The organism is Mycobacterium sp. GA-2829 (assembly GCF_001499965.1).
Classification (GTDB): domain Bacteria; phylum Actinomycetota; class Actinomycetes; order Mycobacteriales; family Mycobacteriaceae; genus Mycobacterium.
This window is the reverse complement of the sequence record NZ_LQIT01000034.1, coordinates 183,723-206,014: the sequence shown is the minus strand read 5'-3', so window position 1 is coordinate 206,014 and position 22,292 is coordinate 183,723. Positions and strand designations below refer to the sequence as shown.

Here is a 22,292-nt window from a genome sequence, read left to right as displayed (position 1 = left end):
GAAACTCGGGCGGATACTGACGGGGCATAACTTCCAATCCTCCTATAAAGATCGGAAGGAAACCTGGGGTAGTTCACTGCAGTTGGGTGGGTCGATCGCGTTCGCGCAGGCGGTCTTTCTCAGCGTGGACGTGAATGAGCTCTTCGCGGATCTCGGCTTTACGGCGGTGACAGACATTCTGATGTGACGATGTGCGGCGCCGGCTACACTGCTGCGCCGTGCAGGACGCTTCCGAGAGTCGAGACGGGGTGGTCGCATGAACCCACGAAACCTCACCGTCTCCGAGGCGGAACTGCTCCGGTTCCTGCTGCCAGAGGGCGCTTTTCCCGATGTGGGCATCTACCGTGATCAAGTCGCGCATGCGCGGGTGATCGGTGGGTGTGGCTGCGGCTGCCCGAGTATCGCGCTGTCAGTCGATCCGCGTGCGCGGCGGGCGCGCTTCCACGGCGACCCGCTCCTGCCGGTGGAAGCCGAAGGGGCCGGCGCGGATTTCGTTCAGGTGCTGGTGTTCGCTCGAGCGGGATGGCTGGAGTACCTCGAGCTGGTGTGCTTCGACGGGCCGGCGTTGAGGGCGTTCCCGCCGGCGTCGGGGCTACGGCGGGTGGATCGGCGAACTCAGCGATGACCGCGGGTTGTCACGTGCGGTGGTGAAATCTTGTGCGGGAGAGGTGGATCGTTTCTGGTTACGCTTGCTCGGTGACACACCACGGCAACGTTCCTGCGGGCTGGTACGACGACGGCACCGGTACCGGCGCACAGCGGTGGTGGGACGGGCAGCGCTGGACCGAGCACCGCACCTCGCCGCCATACCGGCCCGCGCCCTACCCGCGCGCCCCCGGCGCGCAGCCATCGACGCCGTGGTCCGGCTACACCGGCGCCCCTGGACCGGCACGCGGCCGCTCGCGGAAAATTCTCCCAATCACACTGGCGGTGGTCGCCGTGCTCGTCGTCGCGTTCGTGACGTACAGCTTCTTCGCCCCCGGTGACGGCAACACCGAGTGGTACAACGAGGGTTACGCCGCGGGCCGCGACGGAGCCGTCAGCCTCTACAACATCAGTGGCAACGCCGAATCGGCCTGCAACATGGCGCTGCTCGACAAAATTAAGATCGGCGACTCGAAGCGGACCCGCCGGGCCAAGGAGTTGAAACGCGGGTGCCTGCAGGCGGTGAAGGATCTGGGGGAGAAGTAGGGCGTGCGTGAATCTACGGCGTGGGGCCCACTGGCACGGGTGCATGTTCGCCGGTGACCTCTAGGCGACCGCTGCGCAGGATCAGCCCGGTGGCGAGCACTCCGAACAGGAAGAGCGCGCAGGCGATGTAGAACGCGACCGTATAGCCGTGGATCGCGGCGGCGGTGCCGATATTTGGTGTGAGCGAACGATTTTCGACGTAGCGGGTGACCGCGGCGGCGAAGAGGGTGGACGGGGCGGCGGTACCGACAGCTCCGCCGATCTGTTGGCTGGTGCTCACCATCGCCGAGGCCACCCCGGCGTCGCTGGCTTGGATACCGCTTGTTGTCGTGGCCAAAGGCCCGTCACGACTCGCTCACCGGGCTGCCCAACCGCGCGTACGCCGAGGCGCGGATATCGCGCGCGCTGCAGACGGATTCGCCCACCCTGGCGGCAGTGCTGTTCATCGACCTCGACAACGTCAAGACGATCAACGACGGGTTGGGGCACCACGCCGGTGACGCGGTGATCCGGGCTGCCGCACAACGGTTGCACTCCACCCTGCGTGCTGATGACTTCGTCGCCCGCATGGGCGGTGACGAGTTCGTGGCGCTGGCGTTCGGGCCACAGCGACCGTCAGGCATTGGACCACCTCACCAGCCGGCTGCACGCCGCACTGTCGGCGCCGATGGAGGCGGTCGGCAAAAAACCCCGCGTGACCGCCAGCATCGGCGTCGTTTGAGGCGAATCTCTCACGTCCGCGTACCGCCGCGGATATTCGTCGTACGGCTGACGCCGCGATGTATCAGGCCAAAGCCAGCAGGGCTGCAACGCATTACGCAGATGGCGGAACGTGGATTGGTTGAGCGACGATCACAGCGCCCGCCGCGGCAATGTAATGGCCGGAAAGGCGCGCAGCTATTCGTGCCCGCCGTTCGGCCCTCTCGTAGTCAGCGCCATACGGGGATTCGGGGCATCCCGTGGCGCGGGTTGCATGTAGGCCGCGCCTCTCGGTCGCTACTGAGTGTCGGCCGTTCGGCTGATCTATCGGCATCTCGCCACAAGTCGCCGCTCCCTGTTCCTAGAGTGTGCCCGAAGCAATACACAGGCCGGTCAAGCCGGGACGGTCGATGCGAAGGCCAATCTGCTGTCAGAGAAGTCCCGGCGTCGACGGTCAGTAAAGCTGGACACAACAAACTCGAGAGGTCAGTCAATGGATGCACAGTCGATGCGGAAGGTAGCCGGCCTCGTTCTGGTCGCGCTGGCTGTATCCGCTGTCTCGTTGGCGTTTCCGGCTGAAGGCGCGGCGCAGCTCGAGCCAAGTCGGTCAAACGAGCATCTTGCCGAAGTAAACATGCATGCCCTCATGGGAGGCGCCGCGCAGACTCCTCCGGCGGCGCCGGCGAGCGCACTGTGCGGCACGGTCCGGCTCCCTGCCACCGACGCGATGCATCCGATGTATGTTGTCGCCGGTGACGTCGGGTGTGATGAGGCCGGTTCTGTGGTCAACCGGTATCTGATGGACCCCGGACTAGAAAGGGCCGGCAACACTCAGGCAGCGGAGTTTCTCGGCTGGCTTTGCGTCAGCCCTACCGCGGTCTCAGCCGAAGTGAGCGGGTACGCCATCTCGTGCAGCCGGGACGACGACGAGATCCAGGTCAAGTAAGTGCCTTGAATCATGCCCGGCGCTATCGGTTCTGCATCGACGATTCGGAATGGCAGCCAACAAGTCGGCGGTCGAGCGCGGAACTATGGGGCGGCCTCGACGTCTTCACGACGCGCCCGCTAGTGAGACGAGACGTTCACTCAAAAACTCTCGAACGCTCCGTCCCCCGGTGAGTCTCGCACGCCCATCATTCAGATTCGCCGCCGGACGGCGGCCACACAGGAGAACGGCGCCCACCCTTCCGAACGCCCCGGTTGAATGATTCGACGGCGCGGCTCACCATGCTCTTGTCATCTGCAATTAAGCGGTCTATCCAGCCGCGCGATTCCGTCAATTACATTCCTGGAAAAGTGCCCAATGACCCCTTAGCTTGCGGGGTATCGCGTCATGCTTGAAGGCATGGGAGACCTGAAGTCTTTCGAGCCAGGTCGCGGCCGCCTCTGGATTGTGGTGGGACTGTCGATCGCCGCCCTCGCCGTGATCTTGTTTGCGTTGATCCTGGCGACTCAACGTGACGACCGGACGATGTCAACGCCGAACCCACCTCTCACACAGAGCACTTCGTACCAAAGAACCTCCCTGTCGGAACCGCCGGGGACCACGGCCGAACGCCCCGTACCGACAGAACCGGGCCCAAATCTGACGACGCTGCCACTGGTCCCCGACGACGGCCCATCCGACGCGGACGCCGACAGTCCGATACGGAGTCCTACTGTTACGGCGCAGACGCCCGCCACCGTGACCGTGCAGGCACCCCCACCGCCCACCGCATCAGCGAACGGCGGCTTCTTCAATAGCGTCGCTGCCACCGTCGGAGCTATCACGACGCTTGTGATTGCCCTTACCGGGCTGATCACAGCGGCGACCGGTCTCATCAAGGTGCTGCGAACCCGGGGCGCTGCAGCGGGCTCGTCGCACACGTGAGGCGCGCTACCACGACATTTTCGAGGATTCTCAACAAGCCGGGTTGTGCCGATCGTCGTGTTCCGTTGTTGCGTTTGACTACCGGTAGCCCCGAGTCGACATCGCCCGCGCGACCGCTTCGTACGTCTGACATCGGTCGCCGCAGACCTCGCGGTCCGCTGAAAGCGACAGTTGACGAACCGCCGAGGCGGGCCTGCACGAGTTCGGCGGCCGCCGCCGCGAATACGCGATATCGAATATCACTTCTTGGTCTCACAGTGCCGTTTTGATCGGCGCCGGCGTAGATGCGATCTCGTCGAGCACGTGCAGGTTTCGCACGATGTCCCGGCTTTCACGGTCACCCACGCGGTCAATCAGCGTCTGGGTGAGCGGCGGAGGGCGGTAACACGTCGCGGCTTGAGCGGCGATCTGACGATCGCGGAACCAGATGGTAGCCGGGCGCGCGAAACTCGGCTCGGCGGCCAAGACGGAGCCGAACCGCCAAGCGCTGTCGCGCGTCTGGCGGAACACCTCGACGATGACGAAGATCTGGTTCTGCCGGAGCACCGCGTAAACTTCCGCGAGCGCCGGCGAGAGCTCGTTGATGTCTAGCACGATCCCCTCAACTTGGCTCGCCAGCACCGCGTTGATCGTGTCGAAGTCCTCGCGGACCTCTGAGAGCCGGGGGCTGATCTCCCGCGTGACGATGCCCAGATCCAGCAGGATGTGCGCCATGATCCCGCCGAGCATATGCTGCACGATGATCGGCTCGGGGCGGGCGGCTGCGTCGAATGCGACTTGCCAGGACCGTGTCGGACGAGAGAACTGGGCTGGATGCAGATGCCCGTTGATCGCGTCGAAATAGCGTTGCGCGAAGGCGACGTCGAAACGCTCCATCAGCTGCCCGTTGTGGAAGGCGCCTTGCTCGATCGCCGCGCCGACCGCGATGGTGATCCGTTTGTACAGGGCGGCAAAGTATCCGAGACGGTTTGAGTCATTAGTTGACCACTCGATGATCGACGAGAGCGCCTGCACCACTTCGTCCAGTGTTGTGAGTCCTGCGACGGGGGCGGGAACGCTGGCCATGCTTCTCCTGACCTAACGGCGGGGATGCGGATTGAACGGGGCTATGATCATTAGCGTTGTTCCTGGACGCATTCCGATTACGTCGACCTCGAGGTCGACCCGCGACGACCACGAGCTCGGGATCGCCCGTGGCCCCGCTGGTGTCTCTTCACAGCCGGGGCGGGAACGGGAAGCCCTTCGGAAGCCCGGGGGCGAACTTCTTGGCAGGGCAGGAGCGTCGTCGTCCGGTCCCGGGGAGCCTTCCGAATGGAGGCCGATGATCAACCGCTTCACTGGGCCCGGCCTCCCGCTAAAAGTGTCGATGACATGGTTGTGGCTACCAGAGAGGTGCGGTTGGCGGAAGTGTCTGTGCGGGTCGTCTTTCCGAAGTCAAGATCACTGATCCCACCACCCTCGACGCAGCGAAGTACCCAGGATCGCGGAGGCGTGCGAACGTGTGCGGCGTGCTGCACGGCCCCACGGTGAGTCGCGCCCACGCTGTCGACCCATGCGTGGAGGACCCAGATCGGTATGATGACCGACAGGCGCGGATGTCATTTCGAGACAGTGTTTTTCGAATCGGCACATGTAGCGTGCGGCGAGATCAAGCGTCGGCGGGTTGTCTGTGTTTGCTACGCCCCGCCGCGGAGCCGCGACTGGCCGTGACACGGGAACCGCAAGCGTTCGGCAAAGTCCGCAACCCCTCCTCAACTCGTCATGGTTCGTTCGACCACAAGGCTCGAAATGGCGCTGCGGATCGCGAACCGCAGGCGACACACACCCACCTGCGCCACCCCGATGGCGAGACGTCTACCGGCCGTCGTCGACCGGCGGCACCACGACAAGCACTCCTGCACCCGAAGTTGTTACGCTGTTTGCGTTCTCAATCACTACGGGGATTCGGTTCGGGTGACCAGCGATGCCCTTCAGCGGTGTCTGATGACCTTCGCTAAGGCCGTCAGCCTTCTCCTGTTTTCGGTACGGCGTCGGCGTGACGGCCACATAATCAATGCGTCGGCAGCCTTAACACCTTCGGTGCGCGAGGCGACATGTTCGTGCCTCTATGAAGCGAGCTGTCGGCGCTGGGGGAGGGAGGACCATGGGGAACCCGCCGCGATGGATATTGGGCTTGAGTGTCGGTAGCAGCGGCACGACCGCCGCGCTCTGCCGGCCTGATGGGGGCCTCGACGATTTCGACCTCTTTCCCGAACGTGATGTGGACGCAACGGTCACCTGCACCGGCTTGCATGGGCCGGGGGCCGTCGACTCGGGGCGGGCAAACACGGCCGCGGCGATGCCGCCGCTTAACGACGGGGGAGACTGGGCAGCCGCCGGTGACCGAGTGGCGAGCATCGCGTCGCTGCTCGGCGATGCGTTGGGTCAAGCCACGATTCGGGCCGCGCGGCACGAACTTTCTCGCATCGTGCTTACCTGCCCGGACCGCCCGTTGAACGCGGATGTCGATGAGCGGTTCAGGGATCAAGACGCGTTGGCAGAGGCCATCGCGCAGCAGCCGATGCCGTCTGCTTGGCGACTGTGCTGGGAGTCCCTCGCCGCGATGGAGTGCTTCGTCCGCAGCGCTTCACCGCCGTTGCCGCCGGCCGCGGTGGTCGTGAACCTGCGCCGAGATTGCTGCACCACATCGCTGTATCTGCGGTCCGAGAGTGGCGGCTATGTGCACGACGAAACGGCCGCGGGAGCCGATGACTCCGGCACCGACGCTCTCGAAGGGCGGGTGGCGACATGGTTGTCGACCCAATTTCCGGAGCGGGGCGAAAGCACTGCGCCCGAAGTCGGCGACGCTGCCGGTTCGCCGATCACTTCGCAGATCCGCGATGCCATCGATGTGCTCGCAGCCGCATCCGAGGTGGAGATTCCACTCGGTACCGTGGGCGATCCGCACACCGTCGTGCTGACTCGCGAACAGTTCTCCGAAGTCAGTCTCGACTACATCGAAGCCGTTGCCGCACTGGCGCAGCAGATGCTGCACACGGCGCGCAGCCGTAGGACGTCGGATGGGCCTACGGCAATCATCATGACCGGGGCGCTGGCGCGCCATCCGGCTCTGCGCGGACGCATCGCCGGCATCGGCGCCGAACGACTCGCCGACCTCGGCGATCCACGCACCGTCGTCGCCCGAGGTGCGGCCCTGCTCGGCGCCGCGCCACACGGCGAGCCGGGCCAGCCGCCGAAATCGGTGCCATCAACTGCCCATCCTGTGCCCGGGCAACCAACATGGCGGGTGCGATGGGACGACGACGGGGAATTCGAGATTGTTTGGGACGGCGAGAATCACGACTCGCCGCCTCTAGCCGGGGGCGGGTGGCAAGGGGTAGGCGGCGGCCAGCCAACAGAGAGCTGGGGGCAAGGCGCCGGCTACCCGGATTCGGGCATTCCGTGGACGCCTCCGGAGCCACAACCTGGACAATATGGCGCCCCCGCCGACTACCGTCCAACCGCGCAGGGGCGTCGCGCCGATCCGATTCCGGGAAGTTCACGTCCATCGGCGCAGTACGGATCGCACCCGGCATTAGGAAGCGGGGGGCACGGGTCGGGTGGCCTTCTCCGCACGACGGTCGACTCCGTCCGTTCGCGACTCCCATCGTTCGCCCGCCGGAACCGCTACATCACGACGGGGGAGCAGCCACGAATTGTGCTCCTCGACCCCGCCACGGCAGGCCTACCGACGACCGACGTCGTTCTCAGCGAGACGCAGGCCGTCGCCCCACCCGCTCGCGAGCGTGAGCTCCAAGCCGAAATCTCCCGCGACGGGGAGCGATGCGCCAAAGTGCTATCTCCAGATTGCGTTCACCGCCTCGATATCTGGATAGGCGTCCCCGCGCCGGATCGTGACCCAGAGACAACGCTGAGCGTTTCGTTCGACGCGACGCAGCTACCCGAGGAAGAGACCGTCCAACTGGATGTCGTGGTCTCGACTGCCGACGGCAGCTGGCGTAAGCGTGACTCGTTGTTCCTGCCAATGCGCGACCGCACCCAGGACAGCACGACCGCGACGGTCGAGTTCACCACCGGCGGTGAGGGACCATTGCGGTTGAACATCGACGTCACGTACCGGGGTCGGCCGATCCGCTCAGCGGTTCTGGACGCCGACGTCCGCGCCCGCGCCGGCCTCCGCGACAAGATCCGCCTGCTCGGAGTGCCGTTGAGTGGACCCAGTGAGCCCGACCCGCGAATGACCGCGGCGGATGCCACGCTTGACGTCTCCGGAGAACTCGTGCGGCGTCCGGAGGACGACAGAGCCGTTCCGCTCGCCCAGATCCGGACGATCGCAGCAGCATTCGAGCAGCGGGCGTCGAACGTTCTCGGCGTTCTCGACGCCCCCGAATCGCTGACCGACCCGCGGGCCCTCAGCTTGCTCATCGATCTCGCCCGTCTCGGGCACCGCCTGGCGGCAGTGCTCGCTCCTCTTGAGCTGCAGGACGCGCGCAGCATCGCGATGAAGGTCCGGGCGAGCTCGGTGATCGTCCCGCTCGAACTTGCATATGATGGGCCGCCGCCAGAGGCCAATGCGAAGCTGTGCTCCTGCGTGGTCGCACTCGACGCGCCAGAGGCGGCACGAACGCGTAGGCACGCCACTGCCGGCCGGGTATGCCCGTACGCCTTTTGGGGCATGAACCGGCTCATCATCCGCACGGTCGCCGGGCAGCCGGTGCAACGACTGCAGATGCGGCGGAGCGTCTCACCACTGTCATTGGCGCCCGTACTGTACGGCGCCGCGGACAAGGCCGACGAAGCCAGCCCGGTCAACGCCCTGCCGTCACGAGCACTCGAGCGTGCATTGACCGAACGCGGCGCCACGTGCATCACGGTGCGGGACTGGAAGAAGTGGTGCGGCGCAGTGAAACGGGACAAGCCCGAACTGCTGGTCGTGCTCGGCCACGCCGAGACCAATAAGGACGAGGTCGACCTGCACATCGGCAAGCGCTCGGTTCTCCGGCAGGGTTCGATCACTGCCAAGTATCTACTAGGCAAGGAGGGCCCGCCTCCGCTGGTGATGTTGTTCGCCTGCAGCTCGGCGGCCACTGCGGATATCTACGGCCCGCTATCGGGCACCTTCGTCGACAACGGTGCGGCCGCCGTAATCGCCAGCCTCACCAAGTTCCGCGGCAGCCACGCCGCGGCCGCAGCCGAAGCCGTGTTGACGCAGATGCACGCCCAGAGCGGACAGCCGCGTCAGCTGGCCGCGGCGCTCCACAGCGCCCGGCGGGAACTCATCGCGGACGGGCTACTGATCGGGCTGCTGCTGGTTCCGCACGGTGAGATCGACCTCCAATTTGTATCCCGGGACTGACAGTGCTGGCCATCGACATGCTGCCGGGTGGGCACGGTGACGCGCTCATCCTCGAATACGGCCTCAAAGCCGACATTCGGCGCTTGCTCATCGACGGCGGCACCGCACACTCGTGGGAAACCGGTGTCCGGCCGGCGCTCCTGCAGAAGCTGCCGGCGCGCCGGCTCGAGGCGTTCGTCGTCACGCACATCGACGAGGACCACATCGGCGGGTCGCTGCGGATCCTCGTCGATCCGGACCTGCGCCACCTCATCGACACTGTCTGGTTCAACGGGTACAAACACTGCGATCCCGACTACCGCGACGACGTCCTCGGCCCGGTTGACGGCGAACGGCTGACGTCAAAGATCGTCGACGGCGGATTCCGTTGGAACAGCGGCTTTCCGAACCCGGTTCAAGACGGTGTCGGAGGCGCGGCGGTGATCCCCGATTCGTCGGCCCTGCCCGCCGTCGAGCTTCCCGGCGGAGCGGTGTTGCGCCTGCTGTCACCTACACAGCCGAAGCTGACCAGTTTGGCCAAAGAGTGGAGGAAGGTGGTGGTGAAAGCGGGTCTCAAGCCCGGGGAGGGCACGTCGCTCGAGGGGCGTCCGCCGCCCCGGCACGCGCCCGCCGCGGAGCCATTGCCGCCGGGATCGCGTGGGGCGGGGGGCGGATCAACGCCAGCGAGCCCAGCGAGAGCCAACCCGAATTCGAGCCATCCGGACACGCGTGAGAGGAGGTGGACCCGGTTCCTGTAGGACGAGGCGGCCGCAAGCGTCCGTAGTGCCTCCGCACACCGCTGACAGCACCCTCGGCCGAATTTATTCGACGTCTAGTCGGCGCCGTTGCGCCGGAAGGGAAGCCGTGTGTCGTCGATAGAGGGCAAGGTCGCGGTCATCACAGGTGCGGGGTCAGGAATTGGCCGGGAAATAGCGCTGGCGCTTGCCCGTGCCGGCGCCCGGGTGGCAATCTCCGACGTCGACGAGGAGCGGTTGGCCGGCACCGCTGCGCTCGTCAATAGCGTTAGCGTCGTTCCGGCGCATGCCGAGTTGCTCGATGTCAGTGACCGCTTCGCGATGAAGGACTACGCGGTTTCGGTCGCGGCACACTTCGGTGCTGTCAATCAGATCTACAACAATGCCGGCATCGCCGGTGGTTCAGTATCGGTGCTCGATTGCGACTACGAAATGTACGAGCGCATTGTGGCGATCAACTTGTGGGGCGTCATCAACGGCACCAAGGAGTTCCTCCCGTATGTCATGGCGTCCTGCGACGGTCACGTCATCAACATCTCCAGCCTGAACGGCCTGATGGCACAGGCCTCCATGACCGGATATTGCACCACCAAGTTTGCCGTCCGTGGCTTCACTGAATCCCTTCGCGCCGAACTCCTTTCGTCAGGGTCTCCGGTCCGCGTCACGCTGGTACACCCTGGTGGCATTGCCACCAACATCGCCACCTCCGCGCTCGAAGACGCCGAGCGCGAGGGACGCGAAATTGCCGTCGAGCAGCGGCGTCGCGCACAGACATATAACGAGAAGCTTCTGAAGATGAAGCCCGACCGGGCGGCAGGAATAATCGTCGCTGCAGTACGGGCCAACCGCAGCCGAGTGCTTATAGGCAAGGACGCACGCGGGGTCGATGTCCTCGTGCGGCTACTTCCGCGCACCCACCCCCGGTTGGTCCGCTGGTGGGAACGGCGCACATTCGGGACTCCCTCCTGATCGCACCCGTCCGGCCGCCTCGCTGATAGGCGAGCCACTCATGAGGACGGCCACGCAAGTCGAAAGCCATCGCCGCGGAGGGCTACGTCCAAATGTGGGAGAGGTATCGCCCGACGGCAACGCGGGCGTCCGTAGCTCGCCGCTGTACTCGGATGATCGCTACATGGCGAGTCGGTGATTGGCGTCGGCAGCCACCCGGCCTCGCATCATTAATCGCCGAACCTGTCAGCCAACAACACTTTGAGCACCGCTTCGAGGAGCGCCCGGGCTGTTTGCCGATCTCCCCGACCGGGCGAAGCTACGGCGCGGGGCGACGGGGGCGCGACACCTTTGATAGGAGATCGGCACAACCGGGGCCGAGATATTGTTCTTGCACGATCGGGGCCAACCGCTTGGCGAGCTGATCGGGTAGCTGCGGCCCGGCCGCCCGGTCAATCGCTGTCAGGACAATCTCGATGGCATCGCTGTAGCCGCCTGTCCCCAGATGTATAAGTATGGCGTTGAGTTCGGCAATAGCCAGGCTCGCGCGGCCGTGTTCGGCTAATCCCACGCCACATTCGCTTAATTCGGAACTGTTCATAGACCATTATCGGCTACCACGCCCCTAGCCGCTCGCCGAGCCCCTGACCAGGAGCCTTTAACAAAGGAGGTTCTGCGTCTGCTGGACCGCTGCTGATTTGATCGCAGAGATGCGAGATCGGTTGCGCGACGGGCGATCCGAAAGCCGTCTCGCTGACCACAGCTGAACCTTGCGGCGGATGTCGTAAAGTAAAGGATTACGCAGAAATCGAATATGCGGGGCTACCGGCAAAGACCGTCGCCTGCAGCGGTGCCGAGTCGTCCGACGCTTGGTGTGCCGTCGCTGCGACGGGCAGGACGGGGCGTTGGCTTGCCGGCACCCTGGACGATGGTGGTGTCGACGCCCGCATGTGCGTGCGCACGGGCCTGAAACGGGGAGCCGCACACCGCGGCCACGACGCGCCCCTGAAGACGTTGTGGCGGCGTTGTGGTTGTTCAGACCGTGCATCGTTGCGGCGCACAGGGCAGCCAGTCGGCGATGCCGGTGGCGATTTCGCAGAGCGCTTGTTTCGTTGCCAAGCGGTCTCGGGATGTATCGGTGGCAGAGAAGTCAGTGGCAGCGAAAATTTTGGCGAACAGGTTCTGTTGTGACCTGAGCCGGTCGGCGCCGACTACAGCAACCACGGGTTTCGTTCCGGACCGTTGTGCGACGACTGCCGGTAATTTGCCGCTCAGTGTTTGTGAGTCCAAGCATCCTTCGCCGCGGGCACGGTCTGTCTCGGCGGCCGTCGATGTCGCTGCGAGAACGGAGAATCCGTCCAGCGCGACCGCCATCATCACCAGGAAGCGGTCGTCGACGCGACTGCGCGCGTGAATGAGCGTGGCGACGCGATCGAAGAACGCATCCCGGGTGAGTAGTCCGGTCACCGGTTCGATGTCGCCGTAGTGATCGGTGCGGTCGATCAGACCGAGCAGGGTGTGGCACGTGAAGGCCACGAAGATATTGGTCATCAGAAACAACGCCGCGCTAGCCACCGCCATCGCGACGTCGGTCTGGGCCGAGCGCCACACCACGACCGCTAGAGCAGCGACGGCGATCACCCACACCAGGTACAGCAGCCGCGTCGAGTGAAAGCACAGCGCGAACGCCGAGAGCACGACGAAGCCGCCGCAACCCGCCAGACCGAGGGCCGGCTGCTCCTGGGCCACGGCCGATAACGCGATGCACACCGCGCCAGCTATGACGCAGCCTTGCGACTGCCGACGGGTCGGCCAACCGTCCCGCAACCATATCGTGGCCATGCCCACACAGCATGCGCCGACCGTCACAGCGACCGCTGCACCCTGCCATCCCGGCGGCGCAAGGGGACCGGCGAGCAGGAGAAGCGGGATAGCGCCGAGCCCAGCGATGATCGCGGCGACGATCCGGCACGTCACCTTCTGTAGGTCACGGGCAGCCAAAAGCGCGGTGAACCAATGGAATTGGGTCGATCGCACCGCGCCTGACCCACCCACGACGGCCCAGGGGCTCATGGCAGCGCGGTACCATCTCGCGGCCAGCAAGCACCCGGCGCCGATGGTGTCCTCACGTGCTTCATCGCCCTCGTGTCTGTTGCCCCACCCGCAGCGACTTGTCAGTGCGAGCGCATGGCCCCGCAAAGCGAAGCCCTTTTCATGCGAAAATAACTGATCGGCGCGTTCGCAGCAACTACGAGCGCGGTCTGGCCGCTACGGTCCCGCACCTGCGCAGCCTCCCCACATGGAACGTTCCGCCGATGGCGCTGGCTAATCGGAGCCCAGAACGGTTCGCAGGTGCCCGTGACCGATGATGCGGCGGATGCATGCCGCCGATGCGCGGACCTCGAGCCTGGTGGCCGGGGCGGCGCTGAGCGTGGTTGGCTTCGTCGGCGCGGTGCATCTCGCCGAACTCGAGGTGCGTCGCGATCAGCGGGTGGCCTGGGCGTCGACCGCACACGCGGTCGGAGGCGTCGCACCCTCGGGCGGAATCGAGCCGGCGGGTGCGCGGGTGACGACGGTTGCGTGGGCGGGCCGGGGTGAACTCGGCGGTCAGCAGAACATCTCAGCGGTCACCGCGCGAGCAGATTGCGTCCCTGCCTCGCGGTTCCCGGGATCACGCCGGTCCGCGGTAATGCGCCGCCAACTCGCGCAACTGCCAGATCGACTCGGGGCACAGCTCTTGGGCGGCCTGGCTCACCAAGTAGGTGCCCTGGTAATCGTCGGTTGTTCGGAAGTCGGACTTGATGTCGGCGACGATGTCGGCGAACGGCCGACCGGCGGCGATCTCGCCGCAGATGCCGCGACCATAGGCCAGCGCCGCGTTCGCATCGGGGAAATTGTAACCCGGGCGTACCGTCACGTTGACCAGGTAGGCCGTGGCATCTGCATGCGCCGCAGGCACTGCCGCCAAAGCGGTGCCGACCGCCAACGATGCGGCAGCAAACACACGAAGGCTCGTCATCCAGAGGAGCATAACGCCCCAGCGCGGCCTCCGGTGCGGTCTTCACCATTTTTCGGACGATTCCCGTCCAGCGCCCTGGATGGTCCTTAGTGATTGCCAGATGGACGGCTCTCGTACAGTATGGTCGGCTAGCCGGACATCGACTCATGGAGGCAGGATGCGCGACGTTGGAAGGTGCGGCAGCGTCCCGGCAATGATCGCTTTGGCTGCCTTGCTCACCGCGGCTGCCAGCTTGACCGCGGTTCCCGCTCACGCTGACAACAAGCGGCTGAACAACGGCGTGTTCAGCAACATCTTCACCGCGCAGAAGCAGAACGGATGCGTCGTCGAGCCGCAGCGCGACGGCCGCCTCGACGAAGCGGCACGCGTGCACGCGCTCAACGTGCGAGATGACCGCAACCTCAGCGGTGACATCGGCTCGGACGGTTCCTCAGCGCAGCAGCGAGCCGAACGGGCCGGGTTCCGCGGCGCGGTCGCCGAAACGGTGGCGATCAATCCCGCGCTGGCGATCAACAATCTCGAAGTGCTCAATCAGTGGTGGCACAACCCGGGCTATCGCGCGATCATGCAGGACTGCCGATACACCGCGCTGGGAGTCTGGTCCGAGAACAGCCTCGATCGCAGTGTGGTCGTAGCGGTTTACGGGCAGCCCCAGTAGGCGGGCCCGGCCAGCTAGCCCTCCGTATGTCCCGTGGAGGCCAGTACGAGGTCGACCACGGAACTGGTATAACGCTCGGCTTGTCGGGCGAGCCGGTCACGACGGTCCGGGGGAGTGGTGAGGCAACGCATCATCAACGCGCCGATCAAGGCATCGAGCAGGAGAGCGGCCGACGTGCCGGCCGGCAACTCGCCGCGCCCGACCGCGCGCCGCATGATGCGTCGCATCGCGGCCACGTTCGAGGCAACGAAGCGTTCCCATCGAGCCGCCAACTCGGGCACCATCCGCGCTTCCGTCGACAGCCGGAGCACGGTGTCACCGTTCTCGCCGATGAGCAAATTGAAGATGCTTCGGGCGAGCACGAGCAGGTCGCCGCGCAGCGTCCCGGTGTCGGTATTGAAGGGCAGGTGAACCGCCGACTCCAGCGTGTCCAACAGCAGCGCGGTCGTATCCGGCCAGCGCAGGTAGATGGACGACTTGCCCACCCGTGCTTCGCGTGCCACCGCCTCGATGCTGAAACCTGCCCATCCCAACCGGCCGTACACATTTCGAGCGGCCGCGTAGACCCGCTCATCAAGTAACGGATCGCGAGGGCGGCCGGCACTGACGTTTGCCTCGCTCATCTGGCCCTCGGCCACCCTTCCGCAGCAGGAATCGTCCGCCCGTGTAGGCGCACTCCACTCGCCAACCCTATCGTCTGAGTTCTGCCCTTGGCTGAGCCACTTGCCACGATTGGCTCGACGGTGCGGGTGGTACCGGCTCTGTTGGCTTCCGGGGAGTTTGAGACGGTCAATCAAGTCAGGCGAGACGCGGGGTCATCGTGCAATGCGTCCAATCCGCATACCGTGTGGAAGCCAGTTCACATTGCTGTTGCGCGCTCTAGCCGTTGGGAAGTTCTCGGGCACGCGCGAGGCCGGCGCCAAGAGAGGTTCTCGGTTGACCCAGATCGCTCCCGTCGTGAAACCGATTCGCGCGGTAGGCGGCTTCTTCGCCGTCGCTCTCGAAACCTTGTACGTCATGCCGCAGCGGCCGTTCGCATGGCGGGAATTTCTGCTGCAGGCCTGGTTCGTCGCCCGCGTATCGATCGTGCCGACGATGATGCTCGCGATTCCGTTCACGGTCCTCGCAACGTTTGAGGTGAACATTCTCCTCGTCGAGTTCGGTGCCGCCGATTTCTCCGGCGCGGGCGCCGCGTTCGGTGCGGTGACCCAAATCGGACCATTGGTGACCGTATTGGTCGTTGCTGGCGCGGCGGCCACCGCAATGTGCGCCGACCTCGGCGCACGGACGATACGCGAGGAGTTGGACGCCATGCGCGTTCTCGGCCTCAATCCCATTCAGGCGCTCGTGGTTCCGCGAGTATTGGCCGCGACGTTCGTCGCCTTGCTGCTGAACGCCGTCGTCGCGGTCGTCGGGATCATCGGTGGGTTCTTCTTCTCCGTCTTCGTCCAGCACGTCACCCCTGGGGCGTATGTCGCAGGTATGACCGTGATCACCGGCACGCCGGAGGTGCTCATTTCGTGCATCAAGGCGGCGCTGTTCGGCCTGGCTGCCTCCCTCATCGCCTGCTATAAGGGCATCTCGGTTGGTCAGGGCCCGGCGGCGGTCGGCACGGCGGTCAACGAGACGGTGGTGCTGTCCTTCGTCGCGCTCTTCGTCATCAATCTTCTCGCCACCACCGTGGGCGTAAAGGCCACGCTGTGACGGTCGCCCGAGGTACCGCACCGCGGGTCCGCCGCGTCGCCCGGTCGTGGGTGCAGGGATGGAATCGCGTCGGCGAACAGACGGCCTTCTACGTCCGCACCGGTCTGGCGACGGTGGACGCGGTGAGGCATTACCGCTTCGAGGTGTTCCGCCAGGTGGCGGCGATGAGTCTCGGCACCGGCGCACTCGCCGTCATCGGCGGCACGATCGTCATCGTCGGCTTCTTGACGCTGTCCGCCGGTGCGCTGATCGGCGTCCAAGGCTATCAGCTGCTGGCCAATGTGGGCGTCGAGGCGCTCACAGGGTTCACCTCCGCCTACTTCAACGTGCGGATCATCGCCCCACTGGTCACCGGAATCGGTTTGTCCGCGACCCTGGGCGGCGGGGCGACCGCGCAGTTGGGTGCGATGCGCATCGCCGACGAGATCGACGCACTCGAGGTCATGGGGATTCGCACGGTGGCATACCTGGCCTCCACTCGGCTAATCGCCGGACTCGTCGTCGTGGTGCCGCTCTACTGCGTCGCGGTCACCATGGCCTTCGTCGCAGCACGAGCCACCACAATCAGTCGCGGTCAGTCGACCGGCGTCTATGACCACTACTTCAACACCTTCCTCAACCCGACGGACCTCATCTGGTCGTTTTTCCAGGTGATCGTTATGGCGACCGCCATCATGGTCATTCACACGTACTACGGTTACACGGCTTCGGGCGGACCCGCCGGGGTGGGCGAAGCCGTCGGACGCGCGGTACGCGCGTCGCTGATCGTGGTCGTCGTCGTCACCCTCGTCATCTCACTGTCCGTCTACGGGCAGTCCGGCAACTTCAACCTGGCGGGCTGACGGATGGAAGAGCGACTGTCGAAGATCAAGCCGGGCTGGTGGACCGCGCTGTTCCTCGTGTTCGTCATCGGCGTGACCGTCATGACCGCCGGCCTATTCAGTGGCACCTTCCGTTCGTCGGTGCCGGTCATGCTCACGTCGGATCGAGCCGGTCTCGTGATGGAGTCCGGCGCTGACGTCAAGCTCCGCGGTATGCCGGTGGGTCGGGTGGCCAACATCAGTGGGGGCGGCAGTCGGGTCGGGCTCGAGCTGGAACTCGAGCCCGATCAGATCAAGTACATTCCCGCCAACATCGAGGCGCGGATCCGCGCGACCACGGCGTTCGGCGCCAAGTACGTGGATCTGATCTACCCGGAAGACCCTACGTCGCAACGTATCTCAGCCGGTGCGGTGATCCAGTCGAAGAATGTCAGCGTCGAGGTCAACACCGTTTTCCAGAATCTCCTCAACGTGTTGCAGCACGTCGAACCCGACAAACTGAACGGGGCGCTCAGCGCGCTGGCCGAGGGCCTGCGGGGGCAGGGTCCGCAGATCGGCCAGGCGATCACCGATGCCAACGAGGTCCTGAGCGTCCTCAACTCGCGGGCGGACCTCATCAAGGCGGACTGGCAGTCGTTCAAGGGCTTCAATGACGCGTATTCGGCCGCGGCGCCAGACATCATCGAGACCCTCGACAACGCTTCGACGACCGCGACGACAATCACCGAGAACGCCCAAGCACTGGACGCCCTACTTCTGTCCACCATCGGGCTGTCCGACAGTGGCATTCAGCTCATCGCACCGAACAAGGACAATCTCGTCAACTCCGTCAACGTCCTGTCACCGACGACGGATTTGCTGTTCAAGTACAACCCGACCTACACCTGCTTGTTCACCGGAGCAAAGTGGCTGATCGACCACGGACTCGCAGAGGCGCTGGGCGCCAACGGCAAGTCCGCGATCCTGGACGCATCGCTCGTACTCGGCGACGACAAGTACAACTTCCCGAAGAACCTGCCGATCGTCGGAGCCAAGGGCGGTCCAGGAGGGAAGCCGGGCTGTGGTTCGCTACCGGATCCGACCAAGCAGTACCCGATCCGCCAACTGATCACCAATACGGGCTGGGGCACCGGAAACGACATCCGAGTAAACCCCGGTATCGGTTTCCCCGGATATGCGAATTACTTCCCGGTGACCCGGGCGGCCCCCGAACCGCCCAGCGTGCGCAATCAGGGCAACACCGCTCCGCCCCCATTGAACGGGCCGCCGCACGGCGCTCCGCTGTACGCGCCGGACGGGACTCCGCTGTTCCCGGGACTGCCTCCGGCTCCGCCGCCCGGAGCGCCCCGCGACCCGGCTCCGAGGCCGGGCTCCGAACCGTTCACTCCGGCCGTGCCGGCACAGGTACAACCCACACCGCTGTCACCGGCGCCGGTGCCGCCGCCTCCGCTGCCACCGCTGTACGGGCCGCCACCCGGCCCGGCGCCGTCGCCGTGATCTTCAGCTCGTTTCGAAAGGGGTGAGAAAGCTATGAGAGACAACCTCGGTGGTGCCGTCGTGCGCCTCACCGCCTTCGTGGTGGTGTGCCTGCTGGGCCTCTTCGCGCTCCTCGCCGTATTCGCCCAGTTGCGATTCCAGAAGGAGACGACGTACAACGCCGTCTTCACCTCGGTGACCGGTTTGAACCCCGGTGATTTCGTGCGCATCGCCGGCGTTGAGGTCGGCAAGGTCAAGAGCATGGCCCTGCAGAGCGACTCCACGGTCAAGGTTCGTTTCAGCACCGACGATTCGCTGGTGCTCACCGAGGGCAGCCGGGCGAGTATCCGTTACGACAACTTGATCGGTGATCGCTATCTCGCGCTCGAGGAAGGTGCCGGCTCACCGTTGCGGCTTCCCGTCGACGGCACCATCCCCACGTCGCGCACCTCTCCCGCACTGGACCTCGACGCCCTGATCGGTGGGTTCCGCCCGCTGTTCCAGGCGCTCGACCCCGACCAGATCAACGCACTGTCGAGTCAGCTGATCCAGGCCTTTCAGGGACAGGGGGCGACGATCAGTTCTGTGCTCGGGCAGACCGCCGTGTTCACTTCTACACTGGCAGACCGCGATCAGCTCATCGGTGAAGTGATCACCAATCTGAACGTTGTGCTCGGCACCTTGAGCCAGCAGGGCGACAAGTTCGGCAAGGCGGTCGACGCACTCTCTCAACTCATCCGCGGCCTAGCCGACCGCAAGGTCGACATCAGCAATTCAGTCGCCTACACCAACGCTGCGGCGGGCTCGGTCGCCGATCTGCTGTCCGCGGCACGGAAGCCACTGCAGAAGGTGGTGCATGAAACAGACCGGACCGCCGGCATCGTCGCCGACGATCGTGACTATGTCGACAACGTGCTGGCGACGTTGCCCGATGACTACAAGGCGCTGTCGCGACTCGGCCTGTACGGCGACTACTTCGCCTTCTATCTGTGCGACCTGATCATCAAGGTCAACGGCAAGGGGGGCCAACCGGTGTTCATCAAGCTGGCCGGCCAGTCGACAGGGAGATGCACACCCAAATGAGAAAGCCGTCCCTCTTCGAACGAGACCCACTTCTCCTCGGTGTCGTCGGTATCGGTATTACCGCCGCGTTGGTGCTCGGTGCGCTGTATTTCGACAAGCTGCCGTTCGTCGACCGCGGCAAGAGCTACACCGCGTATTTCGCCGAGGCGGGCGGGCTCGGCGCCGATTCGCCGGTACAGGCGTCGGGCATGCGGGTCGGGCAGGTCAGCAGTGTCGACCTCGATGGTCCGCGCGTGCGCGTGACCTTCAAGATCGACGGAGGTCTGCGCCTCGGCGATCGCACTGAAGCGGCGATCAAGACGAGGACACTGCTCGGTGCGAAGATCCTCGAAGTGATGCCACGAGGTGAGGGGCAGCTGTCGGGTCCCATCCCCGAGGAGCGCACCACGTCGCCCTATCAGTTGCCTGACGCACTCGGTGACCTGACCACGACGATCAGCGGATTGAACACCGACGAACTGTCGACTTCGCTCGCCACGCTCGCTGAAACGTTCGCGAACACACCGCCAGACCTGAAGGTGGCCGTAGAGGGCCTGGGACGCTTTTCCGAGACGCTCGGCGTTCGCGACAAGCAACTCCGCGAGTTGCTCGAGCGTGCCCGACGGTTCAGCGACGTGCTCGGCAAGCGCAGCGGGCAGATCGTCGGACTCGTCGCCGACACCAACGCGCTGCTGGTTCAACTGAGCTCGCAGAGCGCCGCGCTCGATCAGATCTCCTCGAACATCACCGCGGTCAGTATGCAGCTCAAGGATTTCATCGGGGACAACCGCGAGACACTCAAGCCGGCGCTCGAAAAGCTCAACGTGGTGCTGACCTTGCTCGATGACCACCGCGACGACATCCGGAAGAGCCTGAAATACCTCAACGCCTACGCGATGTCGCTGGGCGAGTCGGTGGGATCCGGCCCGTTCTTCAAGGCCTATCTCGCGAACCTGCTGCCCGGACAGTTCGTCCAGCCGTTCGTCGAGGCCGCGTTCTCCGACCTCGGTCTGGATCCGAGCACGGTGCTGCCCTCGCAGCGCACCGACCCGCAGACCGGCCAGAAGGCGACCCCGGCGTTGCCGATGCCGATGCCGCGCACCGGTCAAGGCGGAGACCCGCGTCTGACGATCCCTGATGCGATCACCGGCAATCCCGGCGACCAGCAGTGCGGTGCTCCCGGTGCGCCCGCGCCGGGCCCCGGTTGCTATCCGTACCGGGAGCCACCGCCGGCACCGGCGCCGGGAGGTCCCCCGCCGGGGCCCCCCGCACTGCCCGCTCCCGGGTTGGCGGGTGCAGAACCCACCACACCGCCGACGGTGGATCCCTATGCCCCGCCCACACAACTTCCCGGGCCTGATCAGGCATCGACGAACGGAGCCCCCTGATGACCAGGAACAGAGCTCGCCTCGGTGTGGCCGTGCTCTTGGTCGCAGTTCTCATCGGTGCCACGTTCACGGTGGTCCGCGTCCGTGACGGCGCCGACCGCACCCATCTCACGGCGTATTTCGCCAATACGAACGGGTTGTTCGCCGGGGATGAAGTGCGGCTGCTGGGCGTGCGCATCGGCAAGATCGAACAGATCGAACCGCAGCCGCAGCGGGTGAAGGTGACGTTCTGGATCGACAGCAAATATCCGATTCCTGCGGACGCCAAAGCGGTCATTCTGTCCCCGTCGCTGGTGACGTCACGGGCGATCCAACTCACCCCCGCCTATACCGGCGGTCCCAAAATGGTCAACGACGCTGTGATTCCCCAGGACCGCACCGCGGTGCCGGTCGAATACGACGAGTTCCGGCAGCAGCTGGAGAAACTCACCACCGCGCTGCAGCCGACCGCTGCCGGCGGGGTCAGCACCCTGGGCGCGTTCATCAACACCTCGGCGAACAATCTGCGCGGTGAGGGCGCCAATATCCGCGAGACGATCATCCGGATGTCGCAGGCGTTCTCCGCTCTCGGCGATCACAGCGACGACCTCTTCTCGACGGTGAAGAACCTCGCCCTCGTCGTGACGGCTCTGCGCGACAGCACCGAAGTGCTGCGCGGTCTCAATCAGAACCTGTCAACGGTGACCTCGTTGGTCTCCAACAGCAACAACGAGGTCGGCAATGCACTCGCCGCGATGAACGACGTCGTTGGAGACGTCCAGCAATTCGCCGACGACCACAGGGAGACGATCGGCACGTCGAGCGACAAGCTCGCGTCCGTCACCACCGCGCTGAACAACAGCATCGACGACGTCGAACAGCTGTTACACATCGGTCCGACGCTGTTCGTGAACTTCGTGAACATCTTTCAGCCTGCGCAGCAGGCCATATCGGGTGCGATCGTGCTGGCGAACTTCTCCGACCCGATCACGTTCCTGTGCGGCGCCATTCAAGCTGCATCACGACTGGGCGCCGAACAGGCGGCCAAGTTGTGCGTGCAGTATCTGGCGCCCATTCTGAAGAACCGGTCCTACAACTTCCCGCCACTGGGGGAGAACCTCTTCGTCGGCGCCCAAGCGCGGCCGAATGAGATCACCTACAGCGAGGATTGGATGCGGCCGGATTACATTCCGCCGCCGGCGCCTGCGCAGGGAGCGACTCCGCCCGACGGGCCTGCGCTAGCCGCAGAAGCCCCCGGCGCAGAGGCTCCGGGCGCGGCACTTCCGCCGGATCCGACGCAGGCCGATCCCAGCCAGGGGCTGCAGGGGATGCTCCTGCCGACGGGAGGGACACCGTGAGGGAAATCGCACGCGCAGCGGTCAGCTCC

The 22,292-nt window shown here is 65.1% G+C and carries 22 protein-coding genes and 1 pseudogene; 17 read left to right on the top strand and 6 right to left on the bottom strand.

What is annotated here, in order from left to right:
• From AU194_RS32705 to AU194_RS20535, 3 genes are all read left to right on the top strand, one after another.
• The coding region (locus AU194_RS32705) for a hypothetical protein (protein ID WP_231743502.1) at positions 1–187 on the top strand (187 nt) is incomplete at its 5' end.
• Positions 188–256: 69 nt separating this feature from the next.
• Complete coding sequence (locus AU194_RS20540) at positions 257–625, top strand: hypothetical protein (protein WP_059091097.1); 369 nt, start codon at positions 257–259, stop codon at positions 623–625.
• A 71-nt stretch (positions 626–696) separates the two neighbouring features.
• Positions 697–1,191, top strand: a complete 495-nt coding sequence (locus AU194_RS20535; protein ID WP_059091096.1) for a DUF2510 domain-containing protein — start codon at positions 697–699, stop codon at positions 1,189–1,191.
• A gap of 13 nt (positions 1,192–1,204) precedes the next feature.
• Here AU194_RS20535 and AU194_RS20530 read toward each other — a convergent pair whose 3' ends face one another.
• Entirely contained in the window at positions 1,205–1,474 is a 270-nt protein-coding gene (locus AU194_RS20530; RefSeq protein ID WP_157576330.1) for a hypothetical protein, read from the bottom strand.
• 38 nt (positions 1,475–1,512) lie between these two features.
• On the opposite strand from AU194_RS20530, the pseudogene AU194_RS32700 reads away from it, so the two are divergent.
• From AU194_RS32700 to AU194_RS31940, 4 genes and pseudogenes are all read left to right on the top strand, one after another.
• Positions 1,513–1,731 (top strand): annotated as a pseudogene (locus tag AU194_RS32700) (diguanylate cyclase domain-containing protein); the annotation flags it as partial.
• 10 nt (positions 1,732–1,741) lie between these two features.
• Positions 1,742–1,912 (top strand): hypothetical protein, encoded by a 171-nt coding sequence (locus AU194_RS32695; RefSeq protein WP_231743507.1) that lies wholly within the window; start codon positions 1,742–1,744, stop codon positions 1,910–1,912.
• A 471-nt stretch (positions 1,913–2,383) separates the two neighbouring features.
• Entirely contained in the window at positions 2,384–2,836 is a 453-nt protein-coding gene (locus AU194_RS20525) for a hypothetical protein (RefSeq protein WP_059091094.1), read from the top strand.
• A gap of 399 nt (positions 2,837–3,235) precedes the next feature.
• Positions 3,236–3,760 (top strand): hypothetical protein, encoded by a 525-nt coding sequence (locus tag AU194_RS31940; protein WP_157576327.1) that lies wholly within the window; start codon positions 3,236–3,238, stop codon positions 3,758–3,760.
• Between the two features lie 252 nt (positions 3,761–4,012).
• On the opposite strand, the gene AU194_RS20520 is transcribed toward AU194_RS31940, so the two are convergent.
• On the bottom strand, positions 4,013–4,825 hold the full coding sequence (locus AU194_RS20520; protein WP_059091093.1) for a DUF5995 family protein: 813 nt from the start codon (positions 4,823–4,825) through the stop codon (positions 4,013–4,015).
• Positions 4,826–5,933: 1,108 nt separating this feature from the next.
• Between AU194_RS20520 and AU194_RS31935 the strand changes: the two genes are divergently transcribed.
• From AU194_RS31935 to AU194_RS20500, 3 genes are all read left to right on the top strand, one after another.
• On the top strand, positions 5,934–9,116 hold the full coding sequence (locus AU194_RS31935; RefSeq protein ID WP_197417687.1) for a CHAT domain-containing protein: 3,183 nt from the start codon (positions 5,934–5,936) through the stop codon (positions 9,114–9,116).
• Between the two features lie 2 nt (positions 9,117–9,118).
• The gene (locus AU194_RS20505) at positions 9,119–9,853 is read left to right on the top strand and encodes a hypothetical protein (RefSeq protein WP_059091090.1); all 735 of its coding nucleotides are present in this window, start codon (positions 9,119–9,121) and stop codon (positions 9,851–9,853) included.
• Positions 9,854–9,961: 108 nt separating this feature from the next.
• Complete coding sequence (locus AU194_RS20500) at positions 9,962–10,819, top strand: SDR family oxidoreductase (RefSeq protein WP_059091089.1); 858 nt, start codon at positions 9,962–9,964, stop codon at positions 10,817–10,819.
• Positions 10,820–11,117: 298 nt separating this feature from the next.
• On the opposite strand, the gene AU194_RS31930 is transcribed toward AU194_RS20500, so the two are convergent.
• The 3 genes from AU194_RS31930 to AU194_RS20490 form a co-directional block, all read right to left on the bottom strand.
• Entirely contained in the window at positions 11,118–11,399 is a 282-nt protein-coding gene (locus AU194_RS31930; RefSeq protein WP_157576321.1) for a hypothetical protein, read from the bottom strand.
• Positions 11,400–11,833: 434 nt separating this feature from the next.
• Positions 11,834–12,871, bottom strand: a complete 1,038-nt coding sequence (locus AU194_RS20495) for a glycerate kinase (protein ID WP_157576318.1) — start codon at positions 12,869–12,871, stop codon at positions 11,834–11,836.
• A gap of 598 nt (positions 12,872–13,469) precedes the next feature.
• Positions 13,470–13,817: a DUF732 domain-containing protein gene (locus AU194_RS20490; RefSeq protein ID WP_059091113.1), complete on the bottom strand. Its 348-nt coding sequence runs from the start codon at positions 13,815–13,817 to the stop codon at positions 13,470–13,472.
• A gap of 193 nt (positions 13,818–14,010) precedes the next feature.
• Here AU194_RS20490 and AU194_RS20485 point away from each other — a divergent pair, with 193 nt between their 5' ends.
• Positions 14,011–14,475 carry a CAP domain-containing protein gene (locus AU194_RS20485; RefSeq protein ID WP_059091087.1) on the top strand — a complete coding sequence of 155 codons (465 nt, stop codon included), beginning with the start codon at positions 14,011–14,013 and terminating at the stop codon, positions 14,473–14,475.
• 14 nt (positions 14,476–14,489) lie between these two features.
• On the opposite strand, the gene AU194_RS20480 is transcribed toward AU194_RS20485, so the two are convergent.
• Entirely contained in the window at positions 14,490–15,098 is a 609-nt protein-coding gene (locus tag AU194_RS20480) for a TetR/AcrR family transcriptional regulator (protein WP_059091112.1), read from the bottom strand.
• A gap of 313 nt (positions 15,099–15,411) precedes the next feature.
• Between AU194_RS20480 and AU194_RS20475 the strand changes: the two genes are divergently transcribed.
• The 6 genes from AU194_RS20475 to AU194_RS20450 are packed head-to-tail and all read left to right on the top strand — an operon-like array spanning position 15,412 to position 22,263.
• A complete protein-coding gene (locus AU194_RS20475; protein ID WP_059091086.1) occupies positions 15,412–16,179 on the top strand; it encodes an ABC transporter permease in 768 nt (255 codons plus the stop codon).
• A complete protein-coding gene (locus AU194_RS31925; protein WP_059091085.1) occupies positions 16,176–17,021 on the top strand; it encodes an ABC transporter permease in 846 nt (281 codons plus the stop codon). Before AU194_RS20475 ends, AU194_RS31925 begins: the two co-directional genes overlap by 4 nt.
• 3 nt (positions 17,022–17,024) lie before the next feature.
• Positions 17,025–18,497, top strand: a complete 1,473-nt coding sequence (locus tag AU194_RS20465) for an MCE family protein (protein ID WP_059091084.1) — start codon at positions 17,025–17,027, stop codon at positions 18,495–18,497.
• Between the two features lie 33 nt (positions 18,498–18,530).
• Positions 18,531–19,559 (top strand): MCE family protein, encoded by a 1,029-nt coding sequence (locus tag AU194_RS20460; RefSeq protein WP_059091083.1) that lies wholly within the window; start codon positions 18,531–18,533, stop codon positions 19,557–19,559.
• Positions 19,544–20,926: an MCE family protein gene (locus tag AU194_RS20455; RefSeq protein ID WP_082698750.1), complete on the top strand. Its 1,383-nt coding sequence runs from the start codon at positions 19,544–19,546 to the stop codon at positions 20,924–20,926. Before AU194_RS20460 ends, AU194_RS20455 begins: the two co-directional genes overlap by 16 nt.
• Positions 20,926–22,263: an MCE family protein gene (locus AU194_RS20450; RefSeq protein WP_059091081.1), complete on the top strand. Its 1,338-nt coding sequence runs from the start codon at positions 20,926–20,928 to the stop codon at positions 22,261–22,263. Before AU194_RS20455 ends, AU194_RS20450 begins: the two co-directional genes overlap by 1 nt.
• Positions 22,264–22,292: the final 29 nt, after the last annotated feature.

What these genes read in the sequence shown, in the direction of transcription:
- AU194_RS20540 (WP_059091097.1), top strand. Translation starts at nt 257, where the DNA reads ATGAACCCACGAAACCTCACCGTCTCCGAGGCGGAACTGCTCCGGTTC.
- AU194_RS20530 (WP_157576330.1), bottom strand. Translation starts at nt 1,474, where the DNA reads ATGGTGAGCACCAGCCAACAGATCGGCGGAGCTGTCGGTACCGCCGCC.
- AU194_RS32695 (WP_231743507.1), top strand. Translation starts at nt 1,742, where the DNA reads ATGACTTCGTCGCCCGCATGGGCGGTGACGAGTTCGTGGCGCTGGCGT.
- AU194_RS20525 (WP_059091094.1), top strand. Translation starts at nt 2,384, where the DNA reads ATGGATGCACAGTCGATGCGGAAGGTAGCCGGCCTCGTTCTGGTCGCG.
- AU194_RS31940 (WP_157576327.1), top strand. Translation starts at nt 3,236, where the DNA reads ATGGGAGACCTGAAGTCTTTCGAGCCAGGTCGCGGCCGCCTCTGGATT.
- AU194_RS20520 (WP_059091093.1), bottom strand. Translation starts at nt 4,825, where the DNA reads ATGGCCAGCGTTCCCGCCCCCGTCGCAGGACTCACAACACTGGACGAA.
- AU194_RS31930 (WP_157576321.1), bottom strand. Translation starts at nt 11,399, where the DNA reads ATGAACAGTTCCGAATTAAGCGAATGTGGCGTGGGATTAGCCGAACAC.
- AU194_RS20495 (WP_157576318.1), bottom strand. Translation starts at nt 12,871, where the DNA reads ATGAGCCCCTGGGCCGTCGTGGGTGGGTCAGGCGCGGTGCGATCGACC.
- AU194_RS20490 (WP_059091113.1), bottom strand. Translation starts at nt 13,817, where the DNA reads ATGACGAGCCTTCGTGTGTTTGCTGCCGCATCGTTGGCGGTCGGCACC.
- AU194_RS20485 (WP_059091087.1), top strand. Translation starts at nt 14,011, where the DNA reads ATGATCGCTTTGGCTGCCTTGCTCACCGCGGCTGCCAGCTTGACCGCG.
- AU194_RS20480 (WP_059091112.1), bottom strand. Translation starts at nt 15,098, where the DNA reads ATGAGCGAGGCAAACGTCAGTGCCGGCCGCCCTCGCGATCCGTTACTT.
- AU194_RS20465 (WP_059091084.1), top strand. Translation starts at nt 17,025, where the DNA reads ATGGAAGAGCGACTGTCGAAGATCAAGCCGGGCTGGTGGACCGCGCTG.
- AU194_RS20460 (WP_059091083.1), top strand. Translation starts at nt 18,531, where the DNA reads ATGAGAGACAACCTCGGTGGTGCCGTCGTGCGCCTCACCGCCTTCGTG.
- AU194_RS20455 (WP_082698750.1), top strand. Translation starts at nt 19,544, where the DNA reads ATGCACACCCAAATGAGAAAGCCGTCCCTCTTCGAACGAGACCCACTT.
- AU194_RS20450 (WP_059091081.1), top strand. Translation starts at nt 20,926, where the DNA reads ATGACCAGGAACAGAGCTCGCCTCGGTGTGGCCGTGCTCTTGGTCGCA.